Here is a 22,632-nt window from a genome sequence, read left to right on the forward strand (position 1 = left end):
CCGTACCCGATGAAAACTACAAGAATCCTGCAAAGCGGAGCGCTGGCCCTGACCCTGCTGGCGACCGGTGTGATGGCCGCCGTCTCCGAACAGGAGGCTGCGCAACTGGGCACCAGCCTGACCCCGCTCGGCGCGGAGATGGCCGGCAACGCCGACGGCAGCATCCCCGCCTGGACCGGCGGCCTGCCGAGCAACGCCGGTGCGGTCGACGCCAAGGGCTTCCTCGCCGACCCGTTCGCCGCCGAGCAACCGCTGTTCACCATCACCGCGGCCAATGCCGAGCAGTACCGCGACAAGCTGTCCGCCGGCCAGCTGGCGATGCTCAAGCGCTACGCCGACAGCTACAAGATCCCGGTCTACTCCACTCATCGCAGCGCCGCGGTGCCCGACGAGATCTACGCCGCAGCCAAGCGCAGCGCTCTCCATACCACGGCGGTGGACGGCGGCAACGGCCTGCAGAACTTCGCCGACAGCCGCTACTACGCCTTCCCGATCCCCAAGAATGGCATCGAGGTGGTGTGGAACCACATCACCCGCTACCGCGGCGGCAACGTGCGGCGCTGGATCACCCAGGCCACTCCGCAGACCGGCGGTTCCTACAGCCTGGTGCGGTTCGAGGACGAGGTGGCGTTTCCCGCCGACATGCCCGACATCGATGCGGACAAGGCGAGCAACGTTCTGCTCTACTTCAAGCAGCGGGTGACCGCGCCGGCGCGCCTGGCGGGCAACGTGCTGCTGGTCCACGAGACCATCGACCAGGTCAAGGAGCCGCGCCTGGCCTGGCTCTACAACGCCGGTCAGCGCCGCGTGCGCCGCGCCCCGCAGGTCGCCTACGACGGCCCGGGTACCGCCGCCGACGGGATGCGCACCGCCGACAACTTCGACCTGTTCTCCGGCGCCCCGGATCGCTACGACTGGAAGCTGGTGGGCAAGAAGGAGATGTACATCCCCTACAACAGCTACAAGCTCGATTCGCCCACGCTGAAGTACGACGACGTGCTCAAGGCCGGGCATATCAACCAGGACCTGACCCGCTACGAGCTGCACCGGGTCTGGGAAGTGGAGGCCACGCTGAAGTCCGGCGAGCGCCACATCTACGCCAAGCGCCACATGTACTTCGACGAGGACAGCTGGCAGCTGGCGCTGGTCGACCACTACGACGGTCGCGGCCAGCTGTGGCGGGTAGCCGAGGGGCATGCGCAGAGCTACTACAACCACAAGGTGCCGGGCTACACCCTGGAAGCCCTGTACGACCTGATCGCCGGTCGCTATCTGGCGCTGGGTATGAAGAACGAGGAGAAGTCCGCCTACGCCTTCGGCTTCAAGGCCACCGGCGCCGACTACACGCCCGCCGCGCTGCGTACCGCCGGGGTGCGTTGAGTCCGGGGCAAGCGTCTCTCCATGTTCGGGCGGCCTGCGGGCCGCCTTTTTTATTGGTCCTCATCAGGGCCGGTGATACAGCTGTCGGCCGCGGGGATTGCGCACTAGCCTGCAATCAGCCGGTCCCCGCATAAGAACAATTCAGAGCCGCTATGACCGCTTACGCTCCCTCCACGCCCCTGGTCGTGCCGTCCTGCGGCAAGGGCGTGCCGCTGCGCCAGCCGCCGGGGCACATTCGCCGCGAGCCGTTGATCCAGCGCCTGCTCGAGCAGGATTGCCGCCTGCGTCTGCTGATCGCGCCGGCCGGCTTCGGCAAGTCGGTGCTGCTCGCCGATTGCGCCCGTGCCTGTCCCGCCGGGCGCCTGCCGGTGTGGCTCGGTTGCGCCGGCCAGGCCTGGTCGGCGGGCGAATTCTGCCGACAGCTGGCCGTGGCCCTCGGCTACCCGCCCGATTTCACCGAGGCCCAGCTGCTGGCGGCGCTGGCGCAAGAGCCACGCGCGCTGTGGATCATGCTCGACGATTACCCGCGCGAGCCCGACGCCGAACTCGATGCCTGCTTCGACCGCCTGCTCGCGGCCGCCGCGCCGGGGCTGAACTGGTGGCTCGGCAGCCGCCGGCGGCCGGCCTGCAACCTGCCCCGGCTGCTGCTCGAGGGCGAGCTGTTCGAGCTTGGCAGCGCCGACCTGGCGTTCAGCCTGGCCGAGGTCGATGCCTGGCTGGCGCAGTTCGATGGCCGCCGCGTGGCCGGCGCCGAGGCGCTGCGGGCGCAGACCTGGGGATGGCCGGCGGCCTTGCGCCTGCTCGCCGTCCAGGGCGAGCGCGAGGGGGCTGTCGCGCCCGGCTGCGCACTGCTGCGCGACTACGTCGAGCACGAGGTGCTGCGCGGCCTGCCGGACGAACTGCTGCAGGCGCTGCTGCAACTGGCGCAGCTGCCGCGCTTCTGCACCGAGCTGTGCGAGCACCTGCTGGGGGTGGGCGAGGGCGCCGCCTGGTTGCAGGCATTGCGCGCCCGCGGCCTGTTCATCGAGGCGCTGGAGGGCGCCGCCGACTGGTTCGTGCTGTTCCCGCCGCTGGCCCAGGTGCTGCAGCGACGCGTCGGCGGCGGCAGCCAGAGCCTGCACCTGCACGCCAGCCAGTGGTTCGCCGCCCGCGGCGAGGTGCGACCGGCGGTGGAGCACGCGCTGCTCGGCGGACAGCCGGAGGTGGCGGCGAGCTTTCTCGAGCGCTTCACCGAGGAACAGTTGCTGCAGGGGCAGGAGCTGGCGCTGATCCTGCGCTGGCGCGGCGAACTGCCGGAGGACCTGCTGGCCAGTACGCCGCGGCTGATCCTGCTCAATGCCTGGGCGTTGTTGCTGGTGGGACGCCTGGACGAGGCGCAGGACTGTGCCGACCAGCTGGCGCGCTTTCAGCCGCGTGCCGATGGCGAGCGGCTGCGTGAGCTGTTCGCCCAGTGGCAGGCCATACGCGGTATCGCCGCCTATGGCCGCGGCTGCGCCGAGGAGGCCCGCGCTCATGTCCTCGAGGCGCTGGCCATGCTGCCGGAGGGGGCCTGGGCGCAGGCGTTGCTGTGCCGTTCGGTGTTGACCCAGATGGCCATCGGCGAGGGCCGTCTGGAGGATGCCCAGCTGCTGGGCTACGAGGCGCTGAAGCAGGCGCGGCGCTGCGGCAGCCTGGTGTTCGAGGCGCTGCTGGAGCTCGATCATGCGTTGTTACTGGAGGCCCGCGGCGAGTTCGGCCGCGCCCAGGCGCTGCTGCGGCGGGTGCTCGAGCAGCCGGACGGCGGGGTGTTGCGCAACACCCCGGTGTGCGGGCGGATTGTTCTGCGCCTGGGGCGTCTGGCCTTGCGCCTGGGCCGTGCGGAGGAGGCCCGCGAACAATTTCACGCCGGCCTCGCGGTTGCCCTGGAACATGGCGATCCCGGCGCCTTCCATGGCTACCTCGGCTTGGCCGAGCTGGCGGCGCGCCAGCGCGACCTGGCGGCGGCCTTCGCCCGCCTGGCCGAGGCCGAGCGCCTGATGCAGCGCCAGGGGGTGGCGGATTCGCTCTATCGGGGCGTGCTGTTGCTCGTCAGCAGCCGTCTGTGGTCGTGGCAGGGCCATCACGAGCGCGCCCGCGAGGCGCTCACCCGGGTGCTCGAACACTGGCGCAGGCATCAGGTCATGCTACCGCCGCCCAACTTTCCCGACCTGTTGCCGCGCCTGCATCACCTCTTGCTGCTGCTCGATCGGGACCAGGGCCGCGACATTGGCGAGGCGCTGCAGCGGCTGCTCGAGCGGGCGCTGGCCGAGGGGCGTCAGGCCCTGGCCTGCGAGTTCTGGCTGAGCTATGCCGAGGCCTGCACGGATGCCCCGACGGCGACTTGCGCCAGGCAGACCGGGCAGGCCCTGCGCCAGCGTTTGAACTACCAGGGCCTGTGGTTCGTCGCCGACGAGTTGCCGTTGCCGGCCGCGAGTGAGGGCGAGGCGGCCGCCGCGGAGGCCCCCTTGAGCGGCCGCGAGCTGGCGGTGCTGCAGCTGATCGCCCAGGGCTGTTCCAATCAGGAGATCGCCGACCGCCTGTTCATCTCCCTGCACACGGTCAAGACCCATGCACGGCGGATCAACGTCAAGCTCGGCGTACAGCGCCGCACCCAGGCGGTGGCGATGGCCAAGGCCTGGGGCTTGATGGGCGATTGAGCGGGCAGGGTGGTCAGCCGAGGAAGTAGAAGGCGCCGCAGATCACCACGCCCGAATACAGCAGCATGATCAGGCAGTAGCCCATGATGTCGCGCGCGCCGAGGCCGACGATGCCGAGCAGCGGCAGGGCCCAGAACGGCTGGATCATGTTGGTCCAGGCATCGCCCCAGGCGATCGCCATGGCGGTGACGGTGGGCGACACGCCGAGGGCCTGCGCCGCCGGTAGCATGATCGGCCCCTGCACCGCCCACTGGCCGCCGCCAGACGGCACGAAGACGTTGACCACGCCGGCGCTGAGGAAGGCCAGCAGCGGGAAGGTGTCGGCCGACGACCAGGAGATGAAGGCCTCGGTGATCTGCCGGCCGAGGGAGATGCCGTCGGCGTTGGCGCCCATCATCATGCCCATGATCCCGGCGTAGAAGGGAAATAGCAGGACGATGCCGCCGATGCCGCGCACGCTCTCGTCCACCGCGCGCATGTAGCGCTCCGGGGTGCCGTGCAGCAGCAGACCGCAGAACAGGAAGATGGCGATCACCACGTCGAGGCCGAGGACGAAGCCCTTGCTGGCGAAGTGGTTGAACAGGTAGATCGCCGCCATGGCCACCAGCGCCAGGCCGAGGATGCGGCTGTCGTCCAGGCGCTGCGCCGGGGTTTCGCGCTCCGGGAGTTGGGCGTGGGATTCCACCAGCTTGGCGGCATCGGCGACCTTGGCGTCCTGGCGCGGGTGCATGGCACGGTTGAGCAGCGGCAGGCCGATGAACAGCAGGATGACGATGGTCAGGTTCAGCGGGCTGAACAGGGTCTCGCTGATGCTCACCGGCTCGCTCAGCACGCCGGCGGTGATGCGCGCCAGATCCGGGCCGCCGGTGGCCATGGACAGCGGGATGGAGCCGGCCAGGCCGCCGTGCCAGACCAGGAAGCCGGAATAGGCCGAGGCCACCAGCAGCGGGTAGTCCACGCCTTGCACCTGGCGCGCCAGGGCGCGGGCGAACACGGCGCCGATCACCAGGCCGAAGCCCCAGTTGATCCAGCAGCCGAGCAGCGCCACCAGGGTGACCATGATGATGGCCTGGCCCGGCGTGCGCGCCATGCTGGCCAGGCGGTCGAGCTGGCGGTTGACCACCGGGGCGCTGGCCAGGGCGTGGCCGGTGACGAAGATCAGCGCCATCTGCATGGCGAAACCGAGCAGGGTCCAGAAACCGCTGCTCCAGTGTTGCACCATGGCCGGCAGCGACTGGCCGGTGGAGGAAATGCCGGCGACCAGCACGGCCAGGGTCAGCAGCGCGGAGAACACGAAGGGTGAGGGTAGGTAGCGCTGTACCAGACTCACGCTCAGGCGGGTGAGGGTGTTGAACATGGATGACGCCTCTTTTTTATGGTTGTGAAGTGGGGCTGACGGCCAGGCATGCGAGGTTGGCTGAGCCTGGGGTTGGGGTGGAAATGACAAAGCCCGGCACGAGGCCGAGCTGGTTATCGTCGTTGCCTGGTTGGGCTTCGGGGCTGCGCCCCTCGACCCAAGCTACGGCTTTGGCTTAGCGCTCGATGGCCAGCGCCACGCCCTGGCCGCCGCCGATGCACAGGGTGGCCAGGCCCTTCTTCGCATCGCGGCGGATCATCTCGTGCAGCAGGGTCACCAGCACACGGCAGCCCGAGGCGCCGATGGGATGGCCGAGGGCGATGGCGCCGCCGTTGACGTTGACCTTGGCCGCGTCCCAGCCCAGCTCCTGGCCGACCGCCAGGGCCTGGGCGGCGAAGGCCTCGTTGGCTTCGATCAGGTCCAGCTCGGCGAGGTTCCAGCCGGCCTTGTCCAGGCAGCGGCGGGTGGCCGAGACCGGGGCGATGCCCATGATCGCCGGATCGACGCCGGCATTGGCGTAGGCCTTGATCCTGGCCAGCACCGGCAGGCCCAGTGATTGCGCCTTGGCCGCGCTCATCAGCAGCACGGCAGCGGCGCCGTCGTTAAGGCTGGAAGCGTTACCGGCGGTGACGCTGCCGTCTTTCTTGAACGCCGGCTTGAGCTTGCCCAGCGCCTCGGCGGTGGTGCCGGCGCGCGGCTGTTCGTCACGAGCGAAGGCGACGGGGTCGCCCTTGCGCTGCGGGATCAGCACCGGAACGATCTCGGCATCGAAGCGACCGGTCTCGATGGCCGTGCAGGCCTTCAATTGCGAGGCGGCGGCGAAGGCGTCCTGGGCTTCACGGCTGATGCCGTATTTCTCCACCAGGTTCTCCGCGGTGATGCCCATATGGTAGTCATTGAAGGCATCCCACAGGCCATCGAGGATCATGCTGTCCTGCAGCTGGGCGTGGCCCATGCGCAGGCCGGTGCGCGCCTTGGGCAGCACGTAGGGCGCCAGGCTCATGTTCTCCATGCCGCCGGCGATCACCACCTCGGCATCGCCGCAGCGGATGGCCTGGGTGGCCAGGTGCAGGGCTTTCAGGCCCGAGCCGCAGACCTTGTTCAGGGTCATGGCCGGCACGGCATGCGGCAGGCCGGCGCGGATCGCCGCCTGGCGTGCGGGGTTCTGCCCGGAGCCTGCGGTGAGCACCTGGCCGAGGATCACTTCATCGACCTGGGCGGCATCGAGGCCGGTCTGCTGCAGCAGGCGTTTGATCACGATGGCGCCGAGCTCGGGCGCGGGAATCTCGGCCAGGCTGCCCTGGAAGCTGCCGATGGCGGTGCGGGTGGCGGCGACTATGACGACGTCTTGCATGCTTGACTCCTAGGCGAGAGCGAATCGCTCCACGCTGCAGTGCGATACCAGAGCCGTGGGAAGCGCTTTAGCGGCGAGTTTCCAGTCGCGGCTAAAGCCTCTGCCACAAGCCCCATCTGGCCGAACTAAAAACGCCCCGAAGACGCCGTGCGTGGTGGCGCCTTCGAGACGGTAGACAACTTAGAAGCTCATTTCCGGCACGTGTTCGGGGACGATCAGCTTGCCGGCGGTCTTGGCGACGATTTCCTCGACGCTCACCCCCGGCGCGCGCTCGCGCAGGACGAAGGCGTTGTTCTCGATCTCCAGGTAGGCCAGGTCGGTCAGCACCTTGCGGATGCAGCCACAGCCGGTCAGCGGCAGGCTGCAATGCTCCAGCAGCTTGGACTCGCCGTCCTTGGAGGCGTGGGTCATGGTGACGATGATGTTGTCGGCACCGGCCACCAGGTCCATGGCGCCACCCATGCCCTTGACCAGCTTGCCGGGGATCATCCAGGAGGCGATGTTGCCGCGCACGTCCACCTCGAAGGCGCCGAGCACGGTCAGGTCGACGTGGCCGCCGCGGATCATGGCGAAGGACTCGGCCGAGCTGAAGATCGACGCGCCCTTGACCGCGGTGACGGTCTGCTTGCCGGCGTTGATCATATCGGCGTCGACCTCGGCTTCCGTCGGGAAGGCGCCCATGCCGAGCAGGCCGTTCTCCGACTGCAGCATCACCTGCATACCCTCGGGCACGTAGTTGGCCACCAGGGTGGGGATGCCGATGCCGAGGTTGACGTAGTAGCCGTCCTGCAGTTCGCGGGCGACGCGCTGGGCCATCTGTTCACGGGTCAAAGCCATGGTCGTCTCTCCTCAGGCGCGCAGGGTGCGTTTTTCGATGCGTTTTTCGAAGCTGCCGCAGATCAGCCGGTCGACATAGATGCCGGGGGTGTGGATCTGCGTCGGGTCCAGCTCGCCGGGCTCGACTATCTCCTCCACCTCGACCACGGTGATGCGTCCGGCGGTGGCCACCACCGGGTTGAAGTTCTGCGCGGTGTGGCGATAGACCACGTTGCCGAAGTGGTCGGCTTTCCAGCCCTTGACGATGGCGAAGTCGCCGGTGATGGCCGGCTCGAGGATGTAGTGGCGGCCGTTGATCTCGCGTGCTTCCTTGCCCTCGGCGACCGGGGTACCGTAGCCGGTGGCGGTGAAGAAGGCGGGGATGCCGGCGCCGCCGGCGCGCAGCTTCTCGGCCAGGCTGCCCTGCGGGGTCAGTTCGACTTCCAGCTCGCCGGACAGCAGCTGCTGCTCGAACAGCGCGTTCTCGCCGACGTAGGAGGCGACCATCTTGCGGATCTGCCGGTCTTCCAGCAGCACGCCGAGACCGAAACCGTCGACGCCGCAGTTGTTGGACACCACGGTGAGGTCGCGCACGCCGCGGCGGCGGATCTCTTTGATCAGGTTTTCGGGGATACCGCACAGGCCGAAGCCGCCGGCCAGCACGGTCATGCCGTCCTGCAGGCCGTCCAGGGCTTCTTCATAGCTGCCGACGCGCTTGTCGAGTCCGCTCATCTCGGGGTGCCTCTTGTTGTTATCCGGGGTGAGGCCAAGCTTCAGCTCTGGGGAGTGATTTGTTAAGTTTGTTTTTCCTCTGAATTAATCAGGTAAGCAAATCAATGACCGTCAAGCAGCTGCGCGCCTTCCTCGCCGTGGCGCAGAACCTGAGCTTCGCCCAGGCCTGCGAACGCCTGCACCTGTCGCAACCGGCGCTGAGCCTGGCGATCAAGAACCTGGAGGAGTCGCTCGGCGGCCAGTTGCTGGTGCGCACCACCCGCAGCGTGGCGCTGACCCCCGAGGGCGAGACCCTGCTGCCGATCGCCGTGCGCCTGCTGGCCGACTGGGACAACGCCGAGGACCTGCTGCGCCAGCACTTCAGCCTGCAGCTGGGCAGGGTGGCGGTGGCGGCCATGCCCTCGTTCGCCGGCAACCGCCTGCCGGCGGCGCTGCGCGCCTTCCGCGACGCCCATCCGCGGGTGGGGGTGACGGTGCACGACGTGATCAACGAGCAGGTGCTGGAGATGGTGCGCGACCGCCGCGTCGAGCTGGGCATCGCCTTCGAGCCGGCGACCCTCGACGGCCTGCAATTCACCGCGCTGTACGACGACCGCTTCGTCGCCGTGGTGCCGGCCGCCAGCGCCCTGGCCGCCTGCGCCGAGCTGAGCTGGGCGCAGCTGCTGGAACAGCCCTTCATCACCCTGCAGCGGCCCTCGGCGGTGCGCCTGCTGCTGGAGGACAGCGTCATCGCCACGCACGGCAAGCTGCCGGTGGCCTTCGAGAGCCATCAGTTGGTGACGGTAGGGCGCATGGTCGCCGAGGGCCTGGGCGTCAGCGCGGTACCCAGCCTGTGCCGGCGGCAGATGGAGGAGTTGGGCGCGCGCTGCCTGCCGCTGCGCGAGCCACAGGTCGCCCGCCGCGTCGGCCTGCTGCACCTGGCCGGGCACCAGCTGTCCCGCGCCGCCCAGGCGCTGAGCGAGACGCTGATGCGCCAGGCGGGGGACGAGGCTTAGAGGCGGAGCCAGTCCTCGGCGGTGTCGATATCCAGCACCAGACCCGGATCGTCCAGCTCGACGATCCGCACCGCGCCCGGGTGCTGCTGGATGACCGACTTGGCGCCCGTGTCGCCGCTCAGCGCGGCGAGCTGCGGCCAGAAGCGGCGGCCGAACAGCACCGGATGGCCGCGGCTGCCGCGATAGCTCGGCAGCAGGATGCGCTCGGCGTCGGCTTGCGCCAGCAGGGCATCGAGGCTGTCGCGGCGAATCCGCGGCATATCGGCGAGAAAGATCGCTACGGCCTGCGCCGACGATTCGGCCAGCAGGCGCCGCGCCCCGGCGGCCAGGCTATGGCCCATGCCCTGGGCGCTGGCCGGGTCCTGGACGATGCGCACGGATGCCGGCAGCCCCAGCTCGGCGGGCGTCTCGTCCGGGCGCAGCACCAGCCACACCTCGTCCAGCGCCGCGCAGGGCAGCGCCAGGCTGGCGGTCAGCAGCGAGCGGCCGTCGGCCAGGGCCGCGCGGCGCTTGTCGGCGCCGAAACGGCGGCTGTAGCCGGCGGCCAGCATCAGGGCGGCGACGGCGAGGGGCGGGGCGGGCATGGCCATGGGCGGTTTCCACTGCATGGGTGGCGAGGTCGAAGGGGCTTGCCAGCCGGCAAGCGCGGGCGAAGACGGCTCAGCATAACCCGCCACGGGCGCCGCGAGCGCCTCGCCCGGTCACCACGGCTGCAGCTCGGTGCGCTTGAACAGAGGTTCGCTGGCGAGCACGCGGATGCCATCCGGAGCGCAGTCCAGCAGGCGCCGCTCGCCGTCGGCCACCAGCAGTTCGAGGTCGTAGCCGGCGCCGGCCAGGCAGCGCGAGATGTCATGCACGGCCTCCCGCGCCCAGGGGGTAGCGGATTCGAAATGGCCCAACAGCCTGGCGCCCTTGCGCACCATGAGTCGGTATCTGTTCATGTAGTTCTCGCTCGACGATGGGGCGCTCAGAACGCGCAATGACTGGCGCCCGCCGATGCGGCGCTGATCTGTCGCGAACATCAAGCCGCCGAGGTGGCGACATGAGCCTGCCCGGTATTCGTCTCGACGTGCTGCTCACCGGCCGCGCACAGCCGTTCAGTCGACCGGGTTCGCGCAGCGCCATCGACAAGCGACCGCTTCGGCGTCGCCACGCTGGCCCTGCGCGTGCAGCAGTCCGGGCGTACCGGCTGGTACTACCGGGTGCTGGAAGAGGGGGTGGTCGGCGCCGGCGAGCACCTGCAACTGGTCGAGCGCGCCCATGCCGACTGGCCACTGAGCCGTCTCTCGGCGGTGTTGTTCGACAAGCGGGTGGAGAGCGAACTGCTGCGCGAATGCCTGACCCTGCCGCTGGTGCCGTCGTGGCGGCGCACCCTGGAGCGGCGGCTGGAGCAGGGCCAGGTCGAGGACTGGGCACCCCGCCTGCAGGGCCGGGACGCGGCCGAATAACGCCGCACCGGCCGCCGGTCGCCAGCGCGGCAAGCGGATACGAATGCTTCTAAACTGGACTCGCGCGTTGATCTGCGGCTGTCCAGTACCGGCGCAGGGCGCTTTCCTGGGGGCAGCATGAGCCGGCTGATCTGCGCCGACTTCGACGAGTTCGAAGAGGCCTTGTACGGGGTCGAGGGGCATTACGTGCTGCGTTCGCGGCAGCAGCGCGACTGGCGTTTGCGCGTGGTCGAGCTGGACGGCGTGGCCCTGATGTTCGGCCGCGAGGGCGCCGGCACCGTCTACAGCGGCGTCGGCCTGCCCGGCTTCTTCAATATCTTCCTGCCCCTGAGCCGGCACGAGTGCACCGTGCTGGGCGGCCAGCGCCTGGATCGGCGGCTGATCGGCTGGATGGTGCCCGAGGCGATGTTCCATATCGACGCCAGCCAGCCGGCGAGCTGGATGACCGTGGCCATGTCCTGCGAACTGGTGCTGCGCTGGGCGCAGCAGCACGAGGACGAGTTCGACGCCTCGATGTTTGCACGCAATCTGGTCTGCCTGGCCCAGCAGGACCTGGCGCCGCTGGTCTGGCTGGCGCTGCGCCTGCTGCGCATCGACCACTGTGCACCGCAGGAGCTGCATGCCCCGGCGGCCGAGTGCGCGGCGCGCGGCGAACTGCTGGACCGGGTGTTCCGCAGCCTGTTGCCGGTGACGCCGGCGCCATCCGCCGCCGCTGGCCGGCACAACCACCAGTCGATACTGCGCCGGGCCCTGGAACTGCTCGACGCCATGCCGGATACCCCGCTGCACCTCGCCGACCTGTGCCAGGCCTGCCACACCTCGGAGCGCACGCTGCGCAACCTGTTCACCCGCTACCTGGGCATGAGCCCGCACCGCTACCTGATGCAGCACCGCCTGCACGCGATTCGCCGCGCCATCCTGCACGCGGCGGCGGGGGAGACCATCACCGAGATCTGCGCGCGCTTCGGCGTGTGGGACTTCGGCCGTTTCGCCGGCCTCTACCGGCGCTACTTCGGCGAGCTGCCGTCGCAGTCGCTGCGCAGCCGCCGTTCGCTGCCGCCGTCGCTCAGCCAGGGTTGACGCCGCGCAGCAGGGTGACGCTGGGGTACTCGCCGAACAATGCGTGGTAGTCCGCCGCCATGCGCCCGCAATCGGTGTAGCCGAAGCGCCGGGCGATCTCCGTGACGCTGCTCTGATGCTGATCGGCGACCGCCAGGGCGGCGCGCAGCAGGTGTAGGCGGCGCAGGCGCAGATAACGTGCCGGCGCCATGCCCAGGGTGGCGACGAAGGCGCTGCGCAGGGTGCGTTCGCTGACCCCGACGCTGCGGCACAGCTCGGCCAGGCGCGGCGGGCGCCCGCAGCCGAGCGGCAACGACTCCAGCACCCGCTGCAGCAAGCGCTCGTGAGAGGCCTGCCGGGCGCGTTGGAGCGGCGTGATGCGCGGTGGCATGGCAGTGTCCTGGCGAGGGCGACGCCTCCAGACTGGGCCGAGACGGGCGCTGCGACTACGTAAAACAGGCAAATCCACGGCGCCTGGCAACTTTGCCGATTTTACGTAGCTGCCTGCTGCCGCGCGCAGCGACCATCGATTCATCGCTCGCCATCCGCTGCCCCGGCATTCGGCGTCCTGACGAGCCCCCTGAAGCGTTCGAGCGTGGTCGACGCGAGTGGAGGCGATATGAGTCTGTCGCAGTGTCGAATGGGCATCCTGAGCCTGCTGCTGGCCGCCGCGCCTGCTGCTGTGCGGGCCGAGGCGCTGGGCCCGCAGGTGCTCGAGGTCGAGCCGTTCGTCGAGCTGCCCGCCGGGGTGCGCTACCCGGAAGGGCTCGCCGCCAACCCGGGCAACGGTGAAATCTACGTCGGCACCTTCGATGCGCGCGAACCTGCCAGCGTGCGCAACAACCAGCTGCTGCGCTATGCCGCCGATGGCCGGCTACTGGCGCAACGCGCCTTTGCCGCGACGCCGTTGACCGGCGTGGGTTATGCCGATGGCCAGATTTATATCCTCAACTTCGGTGCCGGCAAGCTGCAACGCATCGCGGCCGATTTCACCGCGGACAGCCCGGTCGAGGACCTGCTCGACTTCCCCCGGCTCAGCCCGGCCGTGCCCGCCCCGCGCAGCGTGGCCAACCCGGACGGCAGCCAGGACCGAATCCACTTCGGCGCCAGCGGCATGCCGGCGCCCAACGGCCTGGTGTTCGCCGGCAATGGCGATCTCTATGTCTCCGACTCCTTCCAGGGCGCGCTGTATCGCATTGCCAATGCCACGCGCTGCGCGCCCTGCACGCTGGAAGTGCTGTCGCGCGATCCGCTGCTGGCCACCGCGGGCTTTCTGCCGTTCGGCGCCAACGGCCTGGCCTTCAATGCCGACGAAAGCCGGCTCTATATCAACAACGCCGGCGACGGTCGCCTGCTGCGTCTGAACCTGGCGAGCGGCGAGTTGCGGGTGCTGGCCGAGAGCCTGCCGGGAGCCGACGGCTTGCTGTTTCACGACGGCCTGCTGTGGCTGCTGGCCAATCAGGTCGACCAGCTGCTCGGCCTCGACGAACGCGGCCTGATCCGCGTGCGCGCGGGCGGCTTTCAGGGCATCGCCGGCAACGGCGCGCCGCGCGGCCTGCTGTTTCCCGCCAGCAGCGTGGTGCAGGGCGAGTGGATGCTGGTCAGCAACCTGGCCCTGCCGCTGACGCCCGCCGAGGGCGACGAGTGGGAGGAACGGGTAAGCACCTGGAACCTGATGCGCGTGCGCCTGCCGCCGTCGCTTAGCAGAGGAGCGTCTGCCAATGCCGCAATACCCTGAACCACCGCTGAACCAAGGCCGTCGCCACCTGCTGCTCGGCTCCGCCGCGCTGGCCACGGCGCTGCTGTTACCCCTGGGAGGTTGCACGCGCGGCAGTGGCCCCGCGGCAAGCCGCCCGCAACCAGAGAATGGAGAGCGCAAGACCATGGGCACTATCACCACTCGCGACGGCACCGAGATCTATTACAAGGACTGGGGCACTGGCCCGGTTGTGGTGCTCAGCCACGGCTGGCCGCTCAACTCCGACAGCTGGGAGGCGCAGATGATGTTTCTCGCCAGCAACGGCTACCGGGTGATCGCCCACGACCGCCGCGGCCATGGCCGCTCCAGCCAGCCCTGGAGCGGCAACGAGATGGACACCTATGCCGACGACCTGGCCCAGTTGCTCGATCAGCTGGATGTGCGCGGCGCCGCGCTGTTCGGCTTCTCCACCGGCGGCGGCGAGGTGGCGCGCTACATCGGCCGCCACGGCACGGCGCGGGTGGCCAAGGCCGGGTTGATCGCGGCGGTGCCGCCGCTGATGGTGCAGACCGAGGCCAATCCCGGCGGCCTGCCACTTTCGGTGTTCGACGGCATCCGCGCCGCTTCCCTGGCCGACCGCTCGCAGCTGTACCGCGACGTCGCCAGCGGCCCCTTCTTCGGCTACAACCGCCCCGGCGCCAAGGCCTCCCAGGGGGTGATCGACGCCTTCTGGATGCAGGGCATGATGGCCGGGCACAAGAACGCCTACGACTGCATCAAGGCCTTCTCCGAGACCGATTTCACCGAAGACCTGAAGAAGTTCTCCATCCCCACGCTGATCCTGCACGGCGACGACGACCAGATCGTCCCGGTGGACGCCGCCGCACGCGCATCGGCCAGGCTGGTGCCGCACGCCAAGCTGGTGATCTACCCCGGCGCCCCGCACGGCATCACCGACACCCACAAGGAACAGCTGGGCGCCGACATGCTGGCCTTTCTGCGCAGCTAGGCGGCAGCGTTGTTCGCACCCATTGAGAGGTCATTCACATGAGCAGCAAGACAGCCCTGATCGTGGTGGATATCCAGAACGATTACTTTCCCGGCGGCCTGTGGACCCTGAGCAAGGTCGAGGCCGCCGCGGCCAAGGCGGCGCAGGTGATCGCCGTGTTCCGCGAGCGCGGCGATCTCGTCGTGCATATCCGCCATGAGTTCACCAGCGCCGACGCGCCGTTCTTCCGCCCCGGCAGCGAAGGCGCGCAGCTGCACCCCAGCGTGATCAATCAGCCTGACGAGCCGGTGGTGCTCAAGCACTACATCAACTCCTTCCGGGAAACCGAGCTCAAGGCCGTGCTGGATCGGCACGCCATCGAGGCCGTGGTGGTGGTGGGCAACATGAGCCATATGTGCGTGGACGGCATTACCCGCGCCGCCGTGGATTTCGGTTACGCCACCACCGTGCTGCACGATGCCTGCGCCACCCTCGACCTCGAGTTCAACGGTGTGAAGGTGCCCGCCGAGCAGGTACACGCGGCCTTTATGGCGGCGCTCCGCTTCGGTTACGCGCCGGTGATATCCACGGCCGAGTACCTGCAGGCGCTCTAGGAGGCCCCATGAAACAGAGCATGACTTTGGCCGCGATGCCGGGGGCAATGCCGCTGGGCGCCGAGCGGGGGCGAGGTGGCCACGGCGCCCTGGCGGGCGAATCACAGCGGTCTTTGACCAGGAGCCCACGATCATGAGCCTTGCAGATTCCGCCACTACTGTCGCCAACCAGTTCGTCGAGGTCGACGGCCGGCGCCTGGCCTATCGCGTCATCGGCGCAGGCACGCCGCTGCTGCTGTGCCTGCGCTTTCGCGGCACCATGGACGACTGGGATCCGGCCTTCCTCGATGCGCTCGCCGCGCGGGATTTCCGCGTGCATGTCTTCGACTACAGCGGCCTCGGCTGGTCCACTGGGCAGCCGAGCTATGACCCGGCCGCGCTGGCCAAGGACATCCTCGATCTGATCGGCGCGCTGGGGCTGGGCCGCCTGGTGCTGGGCGGCTGGTCGATTGGCGGCGTGGCGGCGCAACTGGTGCTGTTGCAGGCGCCGCAACTGCTCAGCCACCTGCTGCTGATCGCCACCACGCCGCCCGGCCCGCTGGTCAAGACCGGCGAGCCGCTGTTCTATGAGCTGGCCGCCCGCGACAACGATTTCGAGGATTTCGTCAGCCTGTTCTTCGAACCGAGTTCGGCCAGCAGCCGCGAGGCGGCGCAGCGTTCGGCCGAGCGCATCGCCCGACGTAGCGACGGGCGCTGCCCGCCGGTGCCTTTTGCCTGGGCCGCGCAGTTTCTCGGCGACGGGCCGCGCAACCCGATGTTCCCGCTGCCGGCGGCGCTGGAGGCGCTCAAGCGGACGCAAACGCCGGTGCTGCACCTGGGCGGCGACCACGATATCGTGTTTCCGGTGGAGAACTGGTACGCGCTCAACCGGACGCTGCCCACCCTGCAGCTGCTGACCCTGCCCAGCACCGGGCATGGCCCGCAGTTGCAGTATCCCGAGGCCAGCGCCGCGCATATCGCCGCCTTCGTGGCCGGCTGAGAACGAGCGCGCTGCAAGGCGCGGCGCAACCCCGAGGCAGGGCGACAGCGGTTGTGCGCCGTTGCCCACCGCCTTGGCTGTGTGTATCTGTTGTGAAAGGTGTCGAAGCATGAAAGCCCGCACGGGGCGGGCTATTCAGGGGTGTTTCCGGTCACGTGGGAACATGTGGAAACTTGCATTTGGTGAAGCCGAGGGTGTGACCCGACTCGTCGAACCCATGGGCTGCCACCTCGAGATTCACGCCGGCACGTGGCTTATGCCTTGTGCTGTCTGGCGTTCTCAGTGCTCAAACACGGCGGATTTTTCCGGACGTCAAGGGCATAACCTATTGGATCGCTGTTTCGGGGCATTGCAGATCCTTGTTTCTGGAAAAAGGGATATAGGGATTTTTCGATATATTGGGGCGTGCTTTGAGTCTTCCGCGTCAGGCATGACCAAGTCTGATGCGATCGCTGTCGATTACTGCCAGCAGCCGACCCAGTGGCGTGCGGTCGAAACCACCTTCAGCAATGCGTTCGCCGAGGGGGGTACGGTCGAAGCCATTTTCCGAAACGTTACGGTCGACGGCAGTTGCTTGCTGGACGGTCGCAGCGTCTTGCGCTTCCCCCAGCAACGGCTGCGGGCTGGACGGTGGAACGGCGAATGCAGACGAAGCCACGTTGGCCAGAAGGATACTTGCTAGTAGTTTTTTCATGAGATTGTCCTCGGTAGGAGTGGTTACGGAACCTAGGCTACAGATGAGGACGAGATGGACAAACGCGAGCGTATCAATAGTAATATTTGACAGTCGTGATAATAGACTTCATTTGGTAATGAATATTTTAATCTAATAGTATTATTCGATGGGCTCGATAGGTAATGGCTCTCAGGATCTGAATTAGCTTGTGGTTTCACTGCGTGCGGTCATTGGATAGCTGTGCTCGTAGGTGCAAAGTCTCACTTTTCACCTTGAGCAATTCGCTAAAATTTCGCTCGGACTGATCGGGTGTAACAGCTTCAACCCATTTATAGCTGCTGGCAGTGGAGGCGCCGAGGTGTGCTGCTGTTTCCGCAACTAAATAGTACCGCCCAACAAACTCTCTGGCCGTTTCGGTCTTGAGTTCCGGGGGCGTCATAGAGGGTTCATAGACATCGCCCTGTGCTCAAAGCATAGGCTGGGGAAGTCTATTAGGATTGTGGTAATCGCACTGTCAGGATGCGCCTGACTTTGATCAGGCCCGTTCGCTGCAAGATTGAAAGGTAGCCTGACATCGTTGACGGCTTTACGCAGGCGCCCAACGTGAGAGCGTCACTTTCACTGTTGCGCCCAGACACACCTGTTCAATCTCCGGGTAATCTTCGATAGCGTACTTGGGGGCTTCACGGCTTAAGTCCGAGGCCTTCATGCCGCCGAGTGGTGTGACTTGACGTCAAGGCTTGCGCAGCGCGGAGTGCACGGGGCAGGTCACGCGCATGGAAGTCCGAGTCCAGACCGAACTCGGTGTCGTTGGACATCGCGATGACTTCGGCTTCGTCCTTGAAGCGAAACAGCGGCGCCAGTGGGGCGAAAGTCTCTTCCTTTGCCACGGCAGCCCCATCTAAGGCGGACATTCTCGCCGTAGATGGGGTCAGGTTCAGAAGTAGGCTTCGCTCCAGGTGAGCTCGGCTCTAAGCGTGCAACTTCGATGCGACCCGAGCAACGTGCTCTCCCTGATGGCGTGCGATTTCCAACTCACGGTCATCCGGCTGCCGAGAACCATCGCCACCTGCAATGGTAGATGCACCGTAAGGCGTACCTCCTCCTACTTTTGAAATATCAAACAGTGCTGAGGTGGTATAGCCAATTGGCACGATGATCATCCCGTGATGGGCCAACGTGGTCCAGGTGGAGGCGATGGTCATCTCCTGACCTCCCCCAGTTCCAGTTGAGGTAAACACGCTTGCGACCTTTCCAGCCAGAGCGCCCTTGGCCCAAAGACCGCCTGTCCGGTCGAGAAAGTTGCGCATTTGTCCGGACATATTGCCGAAGCGGGTCGGAGTGCCGAAGATGATTGCATCATAGTTTGCCAGTTCCGCCGGCTCTGCCTCTGGTGCACTCTGATCGGTCTTGCCGCCTGCTGCTGCGAAGGCTTCTGGGTTCATCGTTTCAGGAACTCTCTTTACTACAACCTCGGTCCCTGGAACGCTGCGCGCACCTTCGGCGATCTGGTTCGCCATGGTCTCGATGTGGCCATACATGGAGTGGTAGAGCACTAGTACTTTAGCCATTGTTAGTTCCTTCTTCTGTGAATTTACGCTGCTTGGAACAGCCGCGATTCGGGGATGTGTCTACTGCGTTTGCTCCTCTCGGCTTGAGCTCTGCGGCTGTGTTGAGCTGATCGACATAAACCTGCGACAGCCGAAGCAAACCGCATGGATAGACTTTCAAGATATCGTCTTATCCAGCTGCGCTGAGGCTGATGATGCGTCGCTGACTTGTGCGGCTGGATGGGTTGAGGAGCCAGGTAAGGATGCCTGCGGCCGGGTATTAGGTGTATGCAGCTTCCGCCAGGTTTGCGGCGACAACCCTGTTTCGCGTCTGAACACACGGCAAAAGTGCGACTGGTCGCAGAAGCCGTGACTTAGCGCAATGTCGATCAAGGAGTGAGCGGAGTTGAGCATAAGTTGTCGCGCCGCATCCACACGTGCGGCATACACATACATCAATGGGGTCATGCCGGTCGTCTGTTTGAACAGGTGCGAAAAATGGCTGACACTCAAATCCAGTAACGACGCCATCTCACTCGTTCGTATGCGCTTGTCTATATTTTCATTTATGAATGCATCTACGCGTGCTATCTGCCAGTTTGTCAGTCGTCCCTTATATTTCAGCGACGATTGTTCGCTCTGGTTGTCGACCGCCAGCAAGGCGATCGCCTGATTGAGATAGGTCAATGTGATGTCGGGATCACGATGAATGGTCTGCTCCATTTCCATGAGTAACATCAACAGGTGCTTTGCCTGTTTAACGCGTTCAGGAAAGCTGGAGGTGCTGTCGTCCAGAGAGTGATTTGTGCTGGTATTACTGCTCATGGCTTATGCTACTTGTTATAGATAAAACCAGGAGTGAACGTGGTGTTCGTCATCGTGAGCAGCACATGCTGTGCTGGATAGTACGTTCCCACCGTCACCGGGAGTAGCGATAAGCTCGAGCGTGGGCATAGTGCACTCTAGGTTATTTGGTTTTGTAGATACAATCAGCAACCAGCATGTCGGGCACAATCGCCAGGAGTCCGGGGTGTTTTGGCAAGGCCCAAAGTCTTCTTCAGAGGTTCCCCAGGCCGATGAGGTAAAGAACTGCTAGGTGAAAAATTCTTTACCAGATCGGGAGCTTCATACGCTCAGGCACAGGTATTTGATCTCCAGGTAATCCTCAATACCGTACTTGGAGCCTTCACGGCCCAAGCCCGACGCCTTCATGCCGCCGAACGGTGCGACCTCATTGGAAACGAGACCGGTGTTGACGCCGACCATGCCGTATTCCAGGGCTTCCGCAACACGGAACACTCGGTTCAGGTCACGCGCATAGAAGTACGAGGCCAGACCGAACTCGGTGTCGTTGGACATCGCGATGACTTCGGCTTCGTCTTTGAAACGAAACAGCGGAGCCAGTGGGCCGAAAGTCTCTTCCTTGGCCACGGCTGCGTTGTTTGGCACGTTGGTCAGGATGGTCGGCTCAAAGAAGTTGCCCTCGATGGACTTGCCGCCGGACAGCACGGTCGCGCCTTTGGCAACCGCGTCCACGATATGTTCTTTCACCTTGGCCACGGCTTTTCCATCGATCAGGGGGCCGGCGGTGGTGCCATCTTCCAGACCGTTACCGACCTTCAGTTTGGCCACAGCCACCTTCAGCTTCTCGGCGAAGGCGTCGTAGACCGAATCCTGAATGTACAGACGGTTGGCGCAGACGCAGGTCTGGCCGTTGTTGCGGTACTTGGAAATGATCGCGCCTTCGACGGCCTTATCCAGGTCGGCATCGTCGAACACGATGAACGGCGCGTTACCGCCCAGTTCCAGCGAGACCTTCTTGATGTCCTTGGCGCATTCGGCCATCAGCTGGCGACCGATTTCGGTCGAGCCGGTGAAGGTCAGTTTGCGTACGGTCGGGTTGCCGGTCAGCTCGCTGCCGATGTCGCCGGCGCTGCCAGACACCACGTTGAACACGCCGTTCGGGATGCCGGCACGCTGCGCCAGTTCAGCCAAGGCGAACGCGGAGAACGGGGTTTGCGAAGCCGGCTTGAGCACCATGGTGCAACCGGCGGCCAGGGCCGGCCCGGCTTTACGGGTGATCATCGCGGCCGGGAAGTTCCACGGCGTGATGGCGGCGGTGACGCCGATCGGCTGTTTCAGCACGATCAGGCGCTTGTCCGGCTGGTGGCCCGGAATGACGTCACCGTAGACACGCTTGGCTTCTTCGGCGAACCACTCGATAAAGGAAGCGGCGTAAACGATTTCACCCTTGGCTTCGGCCAAGGGTTTGCCTTGCTCCAAGGTCATCAAGCGCGCCAGGTCGTCCTGGTTCTCGATCATCAGTTCGAACCAACGACGCAGCTTGTTCCCACGTTCCTTTGCCGTCAGCGCGCGCCAGGCCGGCAGTGCCTTGTCCGCCGCTTCTATGGCACGGCGGGTTTCGGCGGCGCCCATTTTCGGCACGCTGCCCAGAATTTCGCCTGTTGCCGGGTTGTCGACCTTGATCGTCTGGGCGCTGTCAGCATCGACCCATGCGCCGTTGATGAAGGCTTGCTGGCGGAACAGTCGGGTGTCTTTGAGCAGCATGATGAACTCCGATTTCAGTACGGAAAGACTGGCGGCACCGCAATGTCGCCTCCAAGACAAACGCGTCTGGCCAGATCAGACCAGGGCACTTCTTCTCTTGATTTCACTGTTGAGAATGAAGTCATTTTCCGAGTAGTCCACCGGGCAATCGATCACGTGCACGCCCGGTTCGCTGATGCAGCGCTGCAACAGCGGCAGGAAGCCTTCGGCGCTTTCCACGCGATGGCCCTGGGCGCCGTAGCTTTGCGCATACATGACGAAGTCCGGGTTGCCGTAGTCCAGGCCAAAATCGGTGAAGCCCATATTCGACTGCTTCCAGCGAATCATGCCGTAGCCGCCGTCGCGCAGGATGATGACCGTCAGGTTCATCTTCAGGCGTACCGCGGTCTCCAACTCCTGGCTGTTCATCATGAAACCACCGTCACCACAGACCGCGACCACCGGCCGATCCGGGCAGACCAGGTGCGCAGCCATGGCCGACGGCAGGCCTGCGCCCATGGTCGCCAGGGCGTTGTCGAGCAGCACGGTGTTCGGCTTGTGCGCCTTGTAGTTGCGCGCGAACCAGATCTTGTAGATGCCGTTATCCAGCGCGATGACGCCTTCGGACGGCAAGGCCTGACGCACGTCAGCGACGAAGCGCTGCGGGTAGATCGGGAAGCGGTTGTCGTCAGCACCCTCGACGATCTGTGCTTCGTTGGCTTCGCGAATCGCCATCAGCCGGCTGAAGTCCCAATGCTCCTGAATCTGCAGCGCTTCGCCGATCTGCCACACGGCGTTGGCGATATCGCCGATCACTTCCACCTGCGGGAAGTACACGGCATCGACTTCGGCGGAGCGGAAACTGATGTGGATGACTTCGGTACCGCCACGCACCATGAAGAACGGTGGCTTTTCGATCACGTCGTGGCCGATGTTGACGATCAGGTCGGCGGCCTCGATGGCGCGGTGCACGAAGTCGCCCGCGGACAGCGCGGCATTGCCCAGGAAACGTGGGTGGCGCTCATCTACCACGCCCTTGCCCATCTGGGTGGTGACGAAGGGGATGTCGGTCTTGTCGATCAGTTGCTTGAGCACCTTGGCGGTCATCTTGCGGTTGGCGCCAGCGCCGATCACCAGAATCGGGGTGCGGGCGTTCTGCAGCTTCTCGACCGCGGCCTCAATCGCCTTGTGCTCGGCCAGCGGGCGACGGTGCAGGCTTGGCGGGATCGGTGTGCTGTCGGTCTGTTCGGCGGCGATGTCTTCCGGCAGTTCCAGGTGCACGGCACCGGGCTTTTCTTCTTCAGCCAGGCGGAAGGCTTCGCGCATGCGCGCCGGAATGTTGTCGGCCGAGGCGAACTGGTGGGTGTACTTGGTGATGGGCGCCATCATCCCGCATACATCGATGATCTGGAACCGGCCCTGCTTGGACTTCTTGATCGGCTTCTGGCCGGTGATCATCATCATCGGCATGCCGCCCAGGTAGGCGTAGGCGCTGGCGGTCACCAGGTTGGTGGCACCGGGGCCGAGGGTCGACAGACTGACGCCGGTCTTGCCGGTCAGGCGGCCGTAGGTGGCGGCCATGAAACCTGCGGACTGCTCGTGACGGGTCAGTACCAACTGGATCTTCGACTTGCGCAGGGACTCCAACAGGTCGAGGTTTTCCTCACCGGGAATGCCGAATACGTACTCGACACCTTCGTTTTCCAGGCATTGCACAACAACATCGGCGGCCTTGGCCATTGCTTCACCTCACTGTCTGTGAG

The 22,632-nt window shown here is 65.8% G+C and carries 19 protein-coding genes and 4 pseudogenes; 10 read left to right on the top strand and 13 right to left on the bottom strand.

Translation table 11 applies throughout. The features are described from left to right. The first annotated feature begins 9 nt into the window (after positions 1–9). The 3 genes and pseudogenes from ACW9UL_RS05110 to ACW9UL_RS05120 form a co-directional block, all read left to right on the top strand. Positions 10–1,380: a DUF1329 domain-containing protein gene (locus ACW9UL_RS05110; RefSeq protein WP_397496204.1), complete on the top strand. Its 1,371-nt coding sequence runs from the start codon at positions 10–12 to the stop codon at positions 1,378–1,380. A gap of 509 nt (positions 1,381–1,889) precedes the next feature. Further along, positions 1,890–3,686 (top strand): annotated as a pseudogene (locus ACW9UL_RS05115) (winged helix-turn-helix domain-containing protein); the annotation flags it as partial. Positions 3,687–3,821: 135 nt separating this feature from the next. Continuing rightward, positions 3,822–4,055, top strand: a pseudogene (locus ACW9UL_RS05120) (response regulator transcription factor); the annotation flags it as partial. A 13-nt stretch (positions 4,056–4,068) separates the two neighbouring features. Here ACW9UL_RS05120 and ACW9UL_RS05125 read toward each other — a convergent pair. The 4 genes from ACW9UL_RS05125 to ACW9UL_RS05140 form a co-directional block, all read right to left on the bottom strand. Beyond that, complete coding sequence (locus tag ACW9UL_RS05125) at positions 4,069–5,412, bottom strand: short-chain fatty acid transporter (RefSeq protein WP_457789296.1); 1,344 nt, start codon at positions 5,410–5,412, stop codon at positions 4,069–4,071. A 175-nt stretch (positions 5,413–5,587) separates the two neighbouring features. Next, positions 5,588–6,766, bottom strand: a complete 1,179-nt coding sequence (locus ACW9UL_RS05130; protein ID WP_457789298.1) for an acetyl-CoA C-acetyltransferase — start codon at positions 6,764–6,766, stop codon at positions 5,588–5,590. 180 nt (positions 6,767–6,946) lie between these two features. Next, complete coding sequence (locus tag ACW9UL_RS05135; RefSeq protein WP_457789300.1) at positions 6,947–7,603, bottom strand: CoA transferase subunit B; 657 nt, start codon at positions 7,601–7,603, stop codon at positions 6,947–6,949. A 12-nt stretch (positions 7,604–7,615) separates the two neighbouring features. Then, the gene (locus tag ACW9UL_RS05140; protein WP_021443594.1) at positions 7,616–8,314 is read right to left on the bottom strand and encodes a CoA transferase subunit A; all 699 of its coding nucleotides are present in this window, start codon (positions 8,312–8,314) and stop codon (positions 7,616–7,618) included. Between the two features lie 104 nt (positions 8,315–8,418). On the opposite strand from ACW9UL_RS05140, the gene ACW9UL_RS05145 reads away from it, so the two are divergent. Then, a complete protein-coding gene (locus tag ACW9UL_RS05145) occupies positions 8,419–9,309 on the top strand; it encodes a LysR family transcriptional regulator (RefSeq protein WP_457789302.1) in 891 nt (296 codons plus the stop codon). On the opposite strand, the gene ACW9UL_RS05150 is transcribed toward ACW9UL_RS05145, so the two are convergent. Together ACW9UL_RS05150 and ACW9UL_RS05155 are read right to left on the bottom strand one after the other, a co-directional pair. Beyond that, positions 9,306–9,899, bottom strand: coding sequence for a nucleotidyltransferase family protein (locus tag ACW9UL_RS05150; protein WP_457789304.1), 594 nt, complete (start codon positions 9,897–9,899; stop codon positions 9,306–9,308). The two genes, ACW9UL_RS05145 and ACW9UL_RS05150, sit on opposite strands and share 4 nt — an antisense overlap. A gap of 111 nt (positions 9,900–10,010) precedes the next feature. Next, the gene (locus tag ACW9UL_RS05155; RefSeq protein ID WP_457789306.1) at positions 10,011–10,250 is read right to left on the bottom strand and encodes a cytoplasmic protein; all 240 of its coding nucleotides are present in this window, start codon (positions 10,248–10,250) and stop codon (positions 10,011–10,013) included. A 189-nt stretch (positions 10,251–10,439) separates the two neighbouring features. Here ACW9UL_RS05155 and ACW9UL_RS05160 point away from each other — a divergent pair. Both ACW9UL_RS05160 and ACW9UL_RS05165 read left to right on the top strand, forming a co-directional pair. Beyond that, positions 10,440–10,757: pseudogene (locus ACW9UL_RS05160) on the top strand (3-alpha domain-containing protein); the annotation flags it as partial. 117 nt (positions 10,758–10,874) lie between these two features. Next, complete coding sequence (locus ACW9UL_RS05165; RefSeq protein WP_457789308.1) at positions 10,875–11,837, top strand: helix-turn-helix domain-containing protein; 963 nt, start codon at positions 10,875–10,877, stop codon at positions 11,835–11,837. On the opposite strand, the gene ACW9UL_RS05170 is transcribed toward ACW9UL_RS05165, so the two are convergent. After that, the gene (locus tag ACW9UL_RS05170; RefSeq protein WP_457789310.1) at positions 11,824–12,207 is read right to left on the bottom strand and encodes a helix-turn-helix domain-containing protein; all 384 of its coding nucleotides are present in this window, start codon (positions 12,205–12,207) and stop codon (positions 11,824–11,826) included. The genes ACW9UL_RS05165 and ACW9UL_RS05170 overlap by 14 nt on opposite strands. Positions 12,208–12,435: 228 nt before the next feature. Between ACW9UL_RS05170 and ACW9UL_RS05175 the strand changes: the two genes are divergently transcribed. From ACW9UL_RS05175 to ACW9UL_RS05190, 4 genes are all read left to right on the top strand, one after another. Beyond that, positions 12,436–13,554, top strand: a complete 1,119-nt coding sequence (locus ACW9UL_RS05175) for an SMP-30/gluconolactonase/LRE family protein (RefSeq protein WP_457789312.1) — start codon at positions 12,436–12,438, stop codon at positions 13,552–13,554. 145 nt (positions 13,555–13,699) lie between these two features. Then, positions 13,700–14,524, top strand: a complete 825-nt coding sequence (locus ACW9UL_RS05180) for an alpha/beta fold hydrolase (protein ID WP_457789314.1) — start codon at positions 13,700–13,702, stop codon at positions 14,522–14,524. 38 nt (positions 14,525–14,562) lie between these two features. After that, the gene (locus ACW9UL_RS05185) at positions 14,563–15,117 is read left to right on the top strand and encodes a cysteine hydrolase family protein (protein WP_397496212.1); all 555 of its coding nucleotides are present in this window, start codon (positions 14,563–14,565) and stop codon (positions 15,115–15,117) included. A gap of 133 nt (positions 15,118–15,250) precedes the next feature. Beyond that, a complete protein-coding gene (locus ACW9UL_RS05190) occupies positions 15,251–16,096 on the top strand; it encodes an alpha/beta fold hydrolase (protein ID WP_457789316.1) in 846 nt (281 codons plus the stop codon). 424 nt (positions 16,097–16,520) lie between these two features. Here the strand turns inward: ACW9UL_RS05190 and ACW9UL_RS05195 are convergent, their stop codons facing one another. The 6 genes and pseudogenes from ACW9UL_RS05195 to ACW9UL_RS05220 all read right to left on the bottom strand — a co-directional run bounded on the left by ACW9UL_RS05195 (position 16,521) and on the right by ACW9UL_RS05220 (position 22,609). Next, positions 16,521–16,790 (bottom strand): hypothetical protein, encoded by a 270-nt coding sequence (locus ACW9UL_RS05195; RefSeq protein ID WP_457789318.1) that lies wholly within the window; start codon positions 16,788–16,790, stop codon positions 16,521–16,523. A 568-nt stretch (positions 16,791–17,358) separates the two neighbouring features. Then, positions 17,359–17,710, bottom strand: a pseudogene (locus tag ACW9UL_RS05200) (aldehyde dehydrogenase family protein); the annotation flags it as partial. 33 nt (positions 17,711–17,743) lie between these two features. Further along, positions 17,744–18,343: an NAD(P)H:quinone oxidoreductase gene (wrbA, locus tag ACW9UL_RS05205; protein WP_457789320.1), complete on the bottom strand. Its 600-nt coding sequence runs from the start codon at positions 18,341–18,343 to the stop codon at positions 17,744–17,746. A 156-nt stretch (positions 18,344–18,499) separates the two neighbouring features. Next, positions 18,500–19,147, bottom strand: a complete 648-nt coding sequence (locus tag ACW9UL_RS05210; protein WP_457789322.1) for a helix-turn-helix domain-containing protein — start codon at positions 19,145–19,147, stop codon at positions 18,500–18,502. Positions 19,148–19,447: 300 nt separating this feature from the next. Further along, positions 19,448–20,890 (bottom strand): NADP-dependent succinate-semialdehyde dehydrogenase, encoded by a 1,443-nt coding sequence (gene gabD, locus ACW9UL_RS05215; RefSeq protein ID WP_457789324.1) that lies wholly within the window; start codon positions 20,888–20,890, stop codon positions 19,448–19,450. 75 nt (positions 20,891–20,965) lie between these two features. Continuing rightward, positions 20,966–22,609: an acetolactate synthase large subunit gene (locus tag ACW9UL_RS05220; protein ID WP_457789325.1), complete on the bottom strand. Its 1,644-nt coding sequence runs from the start codon at positions 22,607–22,609 to the stop codon at positions 20,966–20,968. Positions 22,610–22,632: the final 23 nt, after the last annotated feature.

The sequence above is a fragment of the Pseudomonas sp. PL-6 genome, from assembly GCF_054110165.1.

Bases quoted from the DNA above. Each gene is read 5' to 3' on its own strand.
- ACW9UL_RS05220 (WP_457789325.1), bottom strand. From the start codon at position 22,609: ATGGCCAAGGCCGCCGATGTTGTTGTGCAATGCCTGGAAAACGAAGGT.
- ACW9UL_RS05190 (WP_457789316.1), top strand. From the start codon at position 15,251: ATGAGCCTTGCAGATTCCGCCACTACTGTCGCCAACCAGTTCGTCGAG.
- ACW9UL_RS05210 (WP_457789322.1), bottom strand. From the start codon at position 19,147: ATGAGCAGTAATACCAGCACAAATCACTCTCTGGACGACAGCACCTCC.
- ACW9UL_RS05175 (WP_457789312.1), top strand. From the start codon at position 12,436: ATGAGTCTGTCGCAGTGTCGAATGGGCATCCTGAGCCTGCTGCTGGCC.
- ACW9UL_RS05150 (WP_457789304.1), bottom strand. From the start codon at position 9,899: ATGGCCATGCCCGCCCCGCCCCTCGCCGTCGCCGCCCTGATGCTGGCC.
- ACW9UL_RS05180 (WP_457789314.1), top strand. From the start codon at position 13,700: ATGGGCACTATCACCACTCGCGACGGCACCGAGATCTATTACAAGGAC.
- ACW9UL_RS05110 (WP_397496204.1), top strand. From the start codon at position 10: ATGAAAACTACAAGAATCCTGCAAAGCGGAGCGCTGGCCCTGACCCTG.
- ACW9UL_RS05185 (WP_397496212.1), top strand. From the start codon at position 14,563: ATGAGCAGCAAGACAGCCCTGATCGTGGTGGATATCCAGAACGATTAC.
- wrbA (WP_457789320.1), bottom strand. From the start codon at position 18,343: ATGGCTAAAGTACTAGTGCTCTACCACTCCATGTATGGCCACATCGAG.
- ACW9UL_RS05165 (WP_457789308.1), top strand. From the start codon at position 10,875: ATGAGCCGGCTGATCTGCGCCGACTTCGACGAGTTCGAAGAGGCCTTG.
- ACW9UL_RS05140 (WP_021443594.1), bottom strand. From the start codon at position 8,314: ATGAGCGGACTCGACAAGCGCGTCGGCAGCTATGAAGAAGCCCTGGAC.
- ACW9UL_RS05145 (WP_457789302.1), top strand. From the start codon at position 8,419: ATGACCGTCAAGCAGCTGCGCGCCTTCCTCGCCGTGGCGCAGAACCTG.
- ACW9UL_RS05135 (WP_457789300.1), bottom strand. From the start codon at position 7,603: ATGGCTTTGACCCGTGAACAGATGGCCCAGCGCGTCGCCCGCGAACTG.
- ACW9UL_RS05155 (WP_457789306.1), bottom strand. From the start codon at position 10,250: ATGAACAGATACCGACTCATGGTGCGCAAGGGCGCCAGGCTGTTGGGC.
- gabD (WP_457789324.1), bottom strand. From the start codon at position 20,890: ATGCTGCTCAAAGACACCCGACTGTTCCGCCAGCAAGCCTTCATCAAC.
- ACW9UL_RS05125 (WP_457789296.1), bottom strand. From the start codon at position 5,412: ATGTTCAACACCCTCACCCGCCTGAGCGTGAGTCTGGTACAGCGCTAC.
- ACW9UL_RS05130 (WP_457789298.1), bottom strand. From the start codon at position 6,766: ATGCAAGACGTCGTCATAGTCGCCGCCACCCGCACCGCCATCGGCAGC.
- ACW9UL_RS05195 (WP_457789318.1), bottom strand. From the start codon at position 16,790: ATGAAAAAACTACTAGCAAGTATCCTTCTGGCCAACGTGGCTTCGTCT.
- ACW9UL_RS05170 (WP_457789310.1), bottom strand. From the start codon at position 12,207: ATGCCACCGCGCATCACGCCGCTCCAACGCGCCCGGCAGGCCTCTCAC.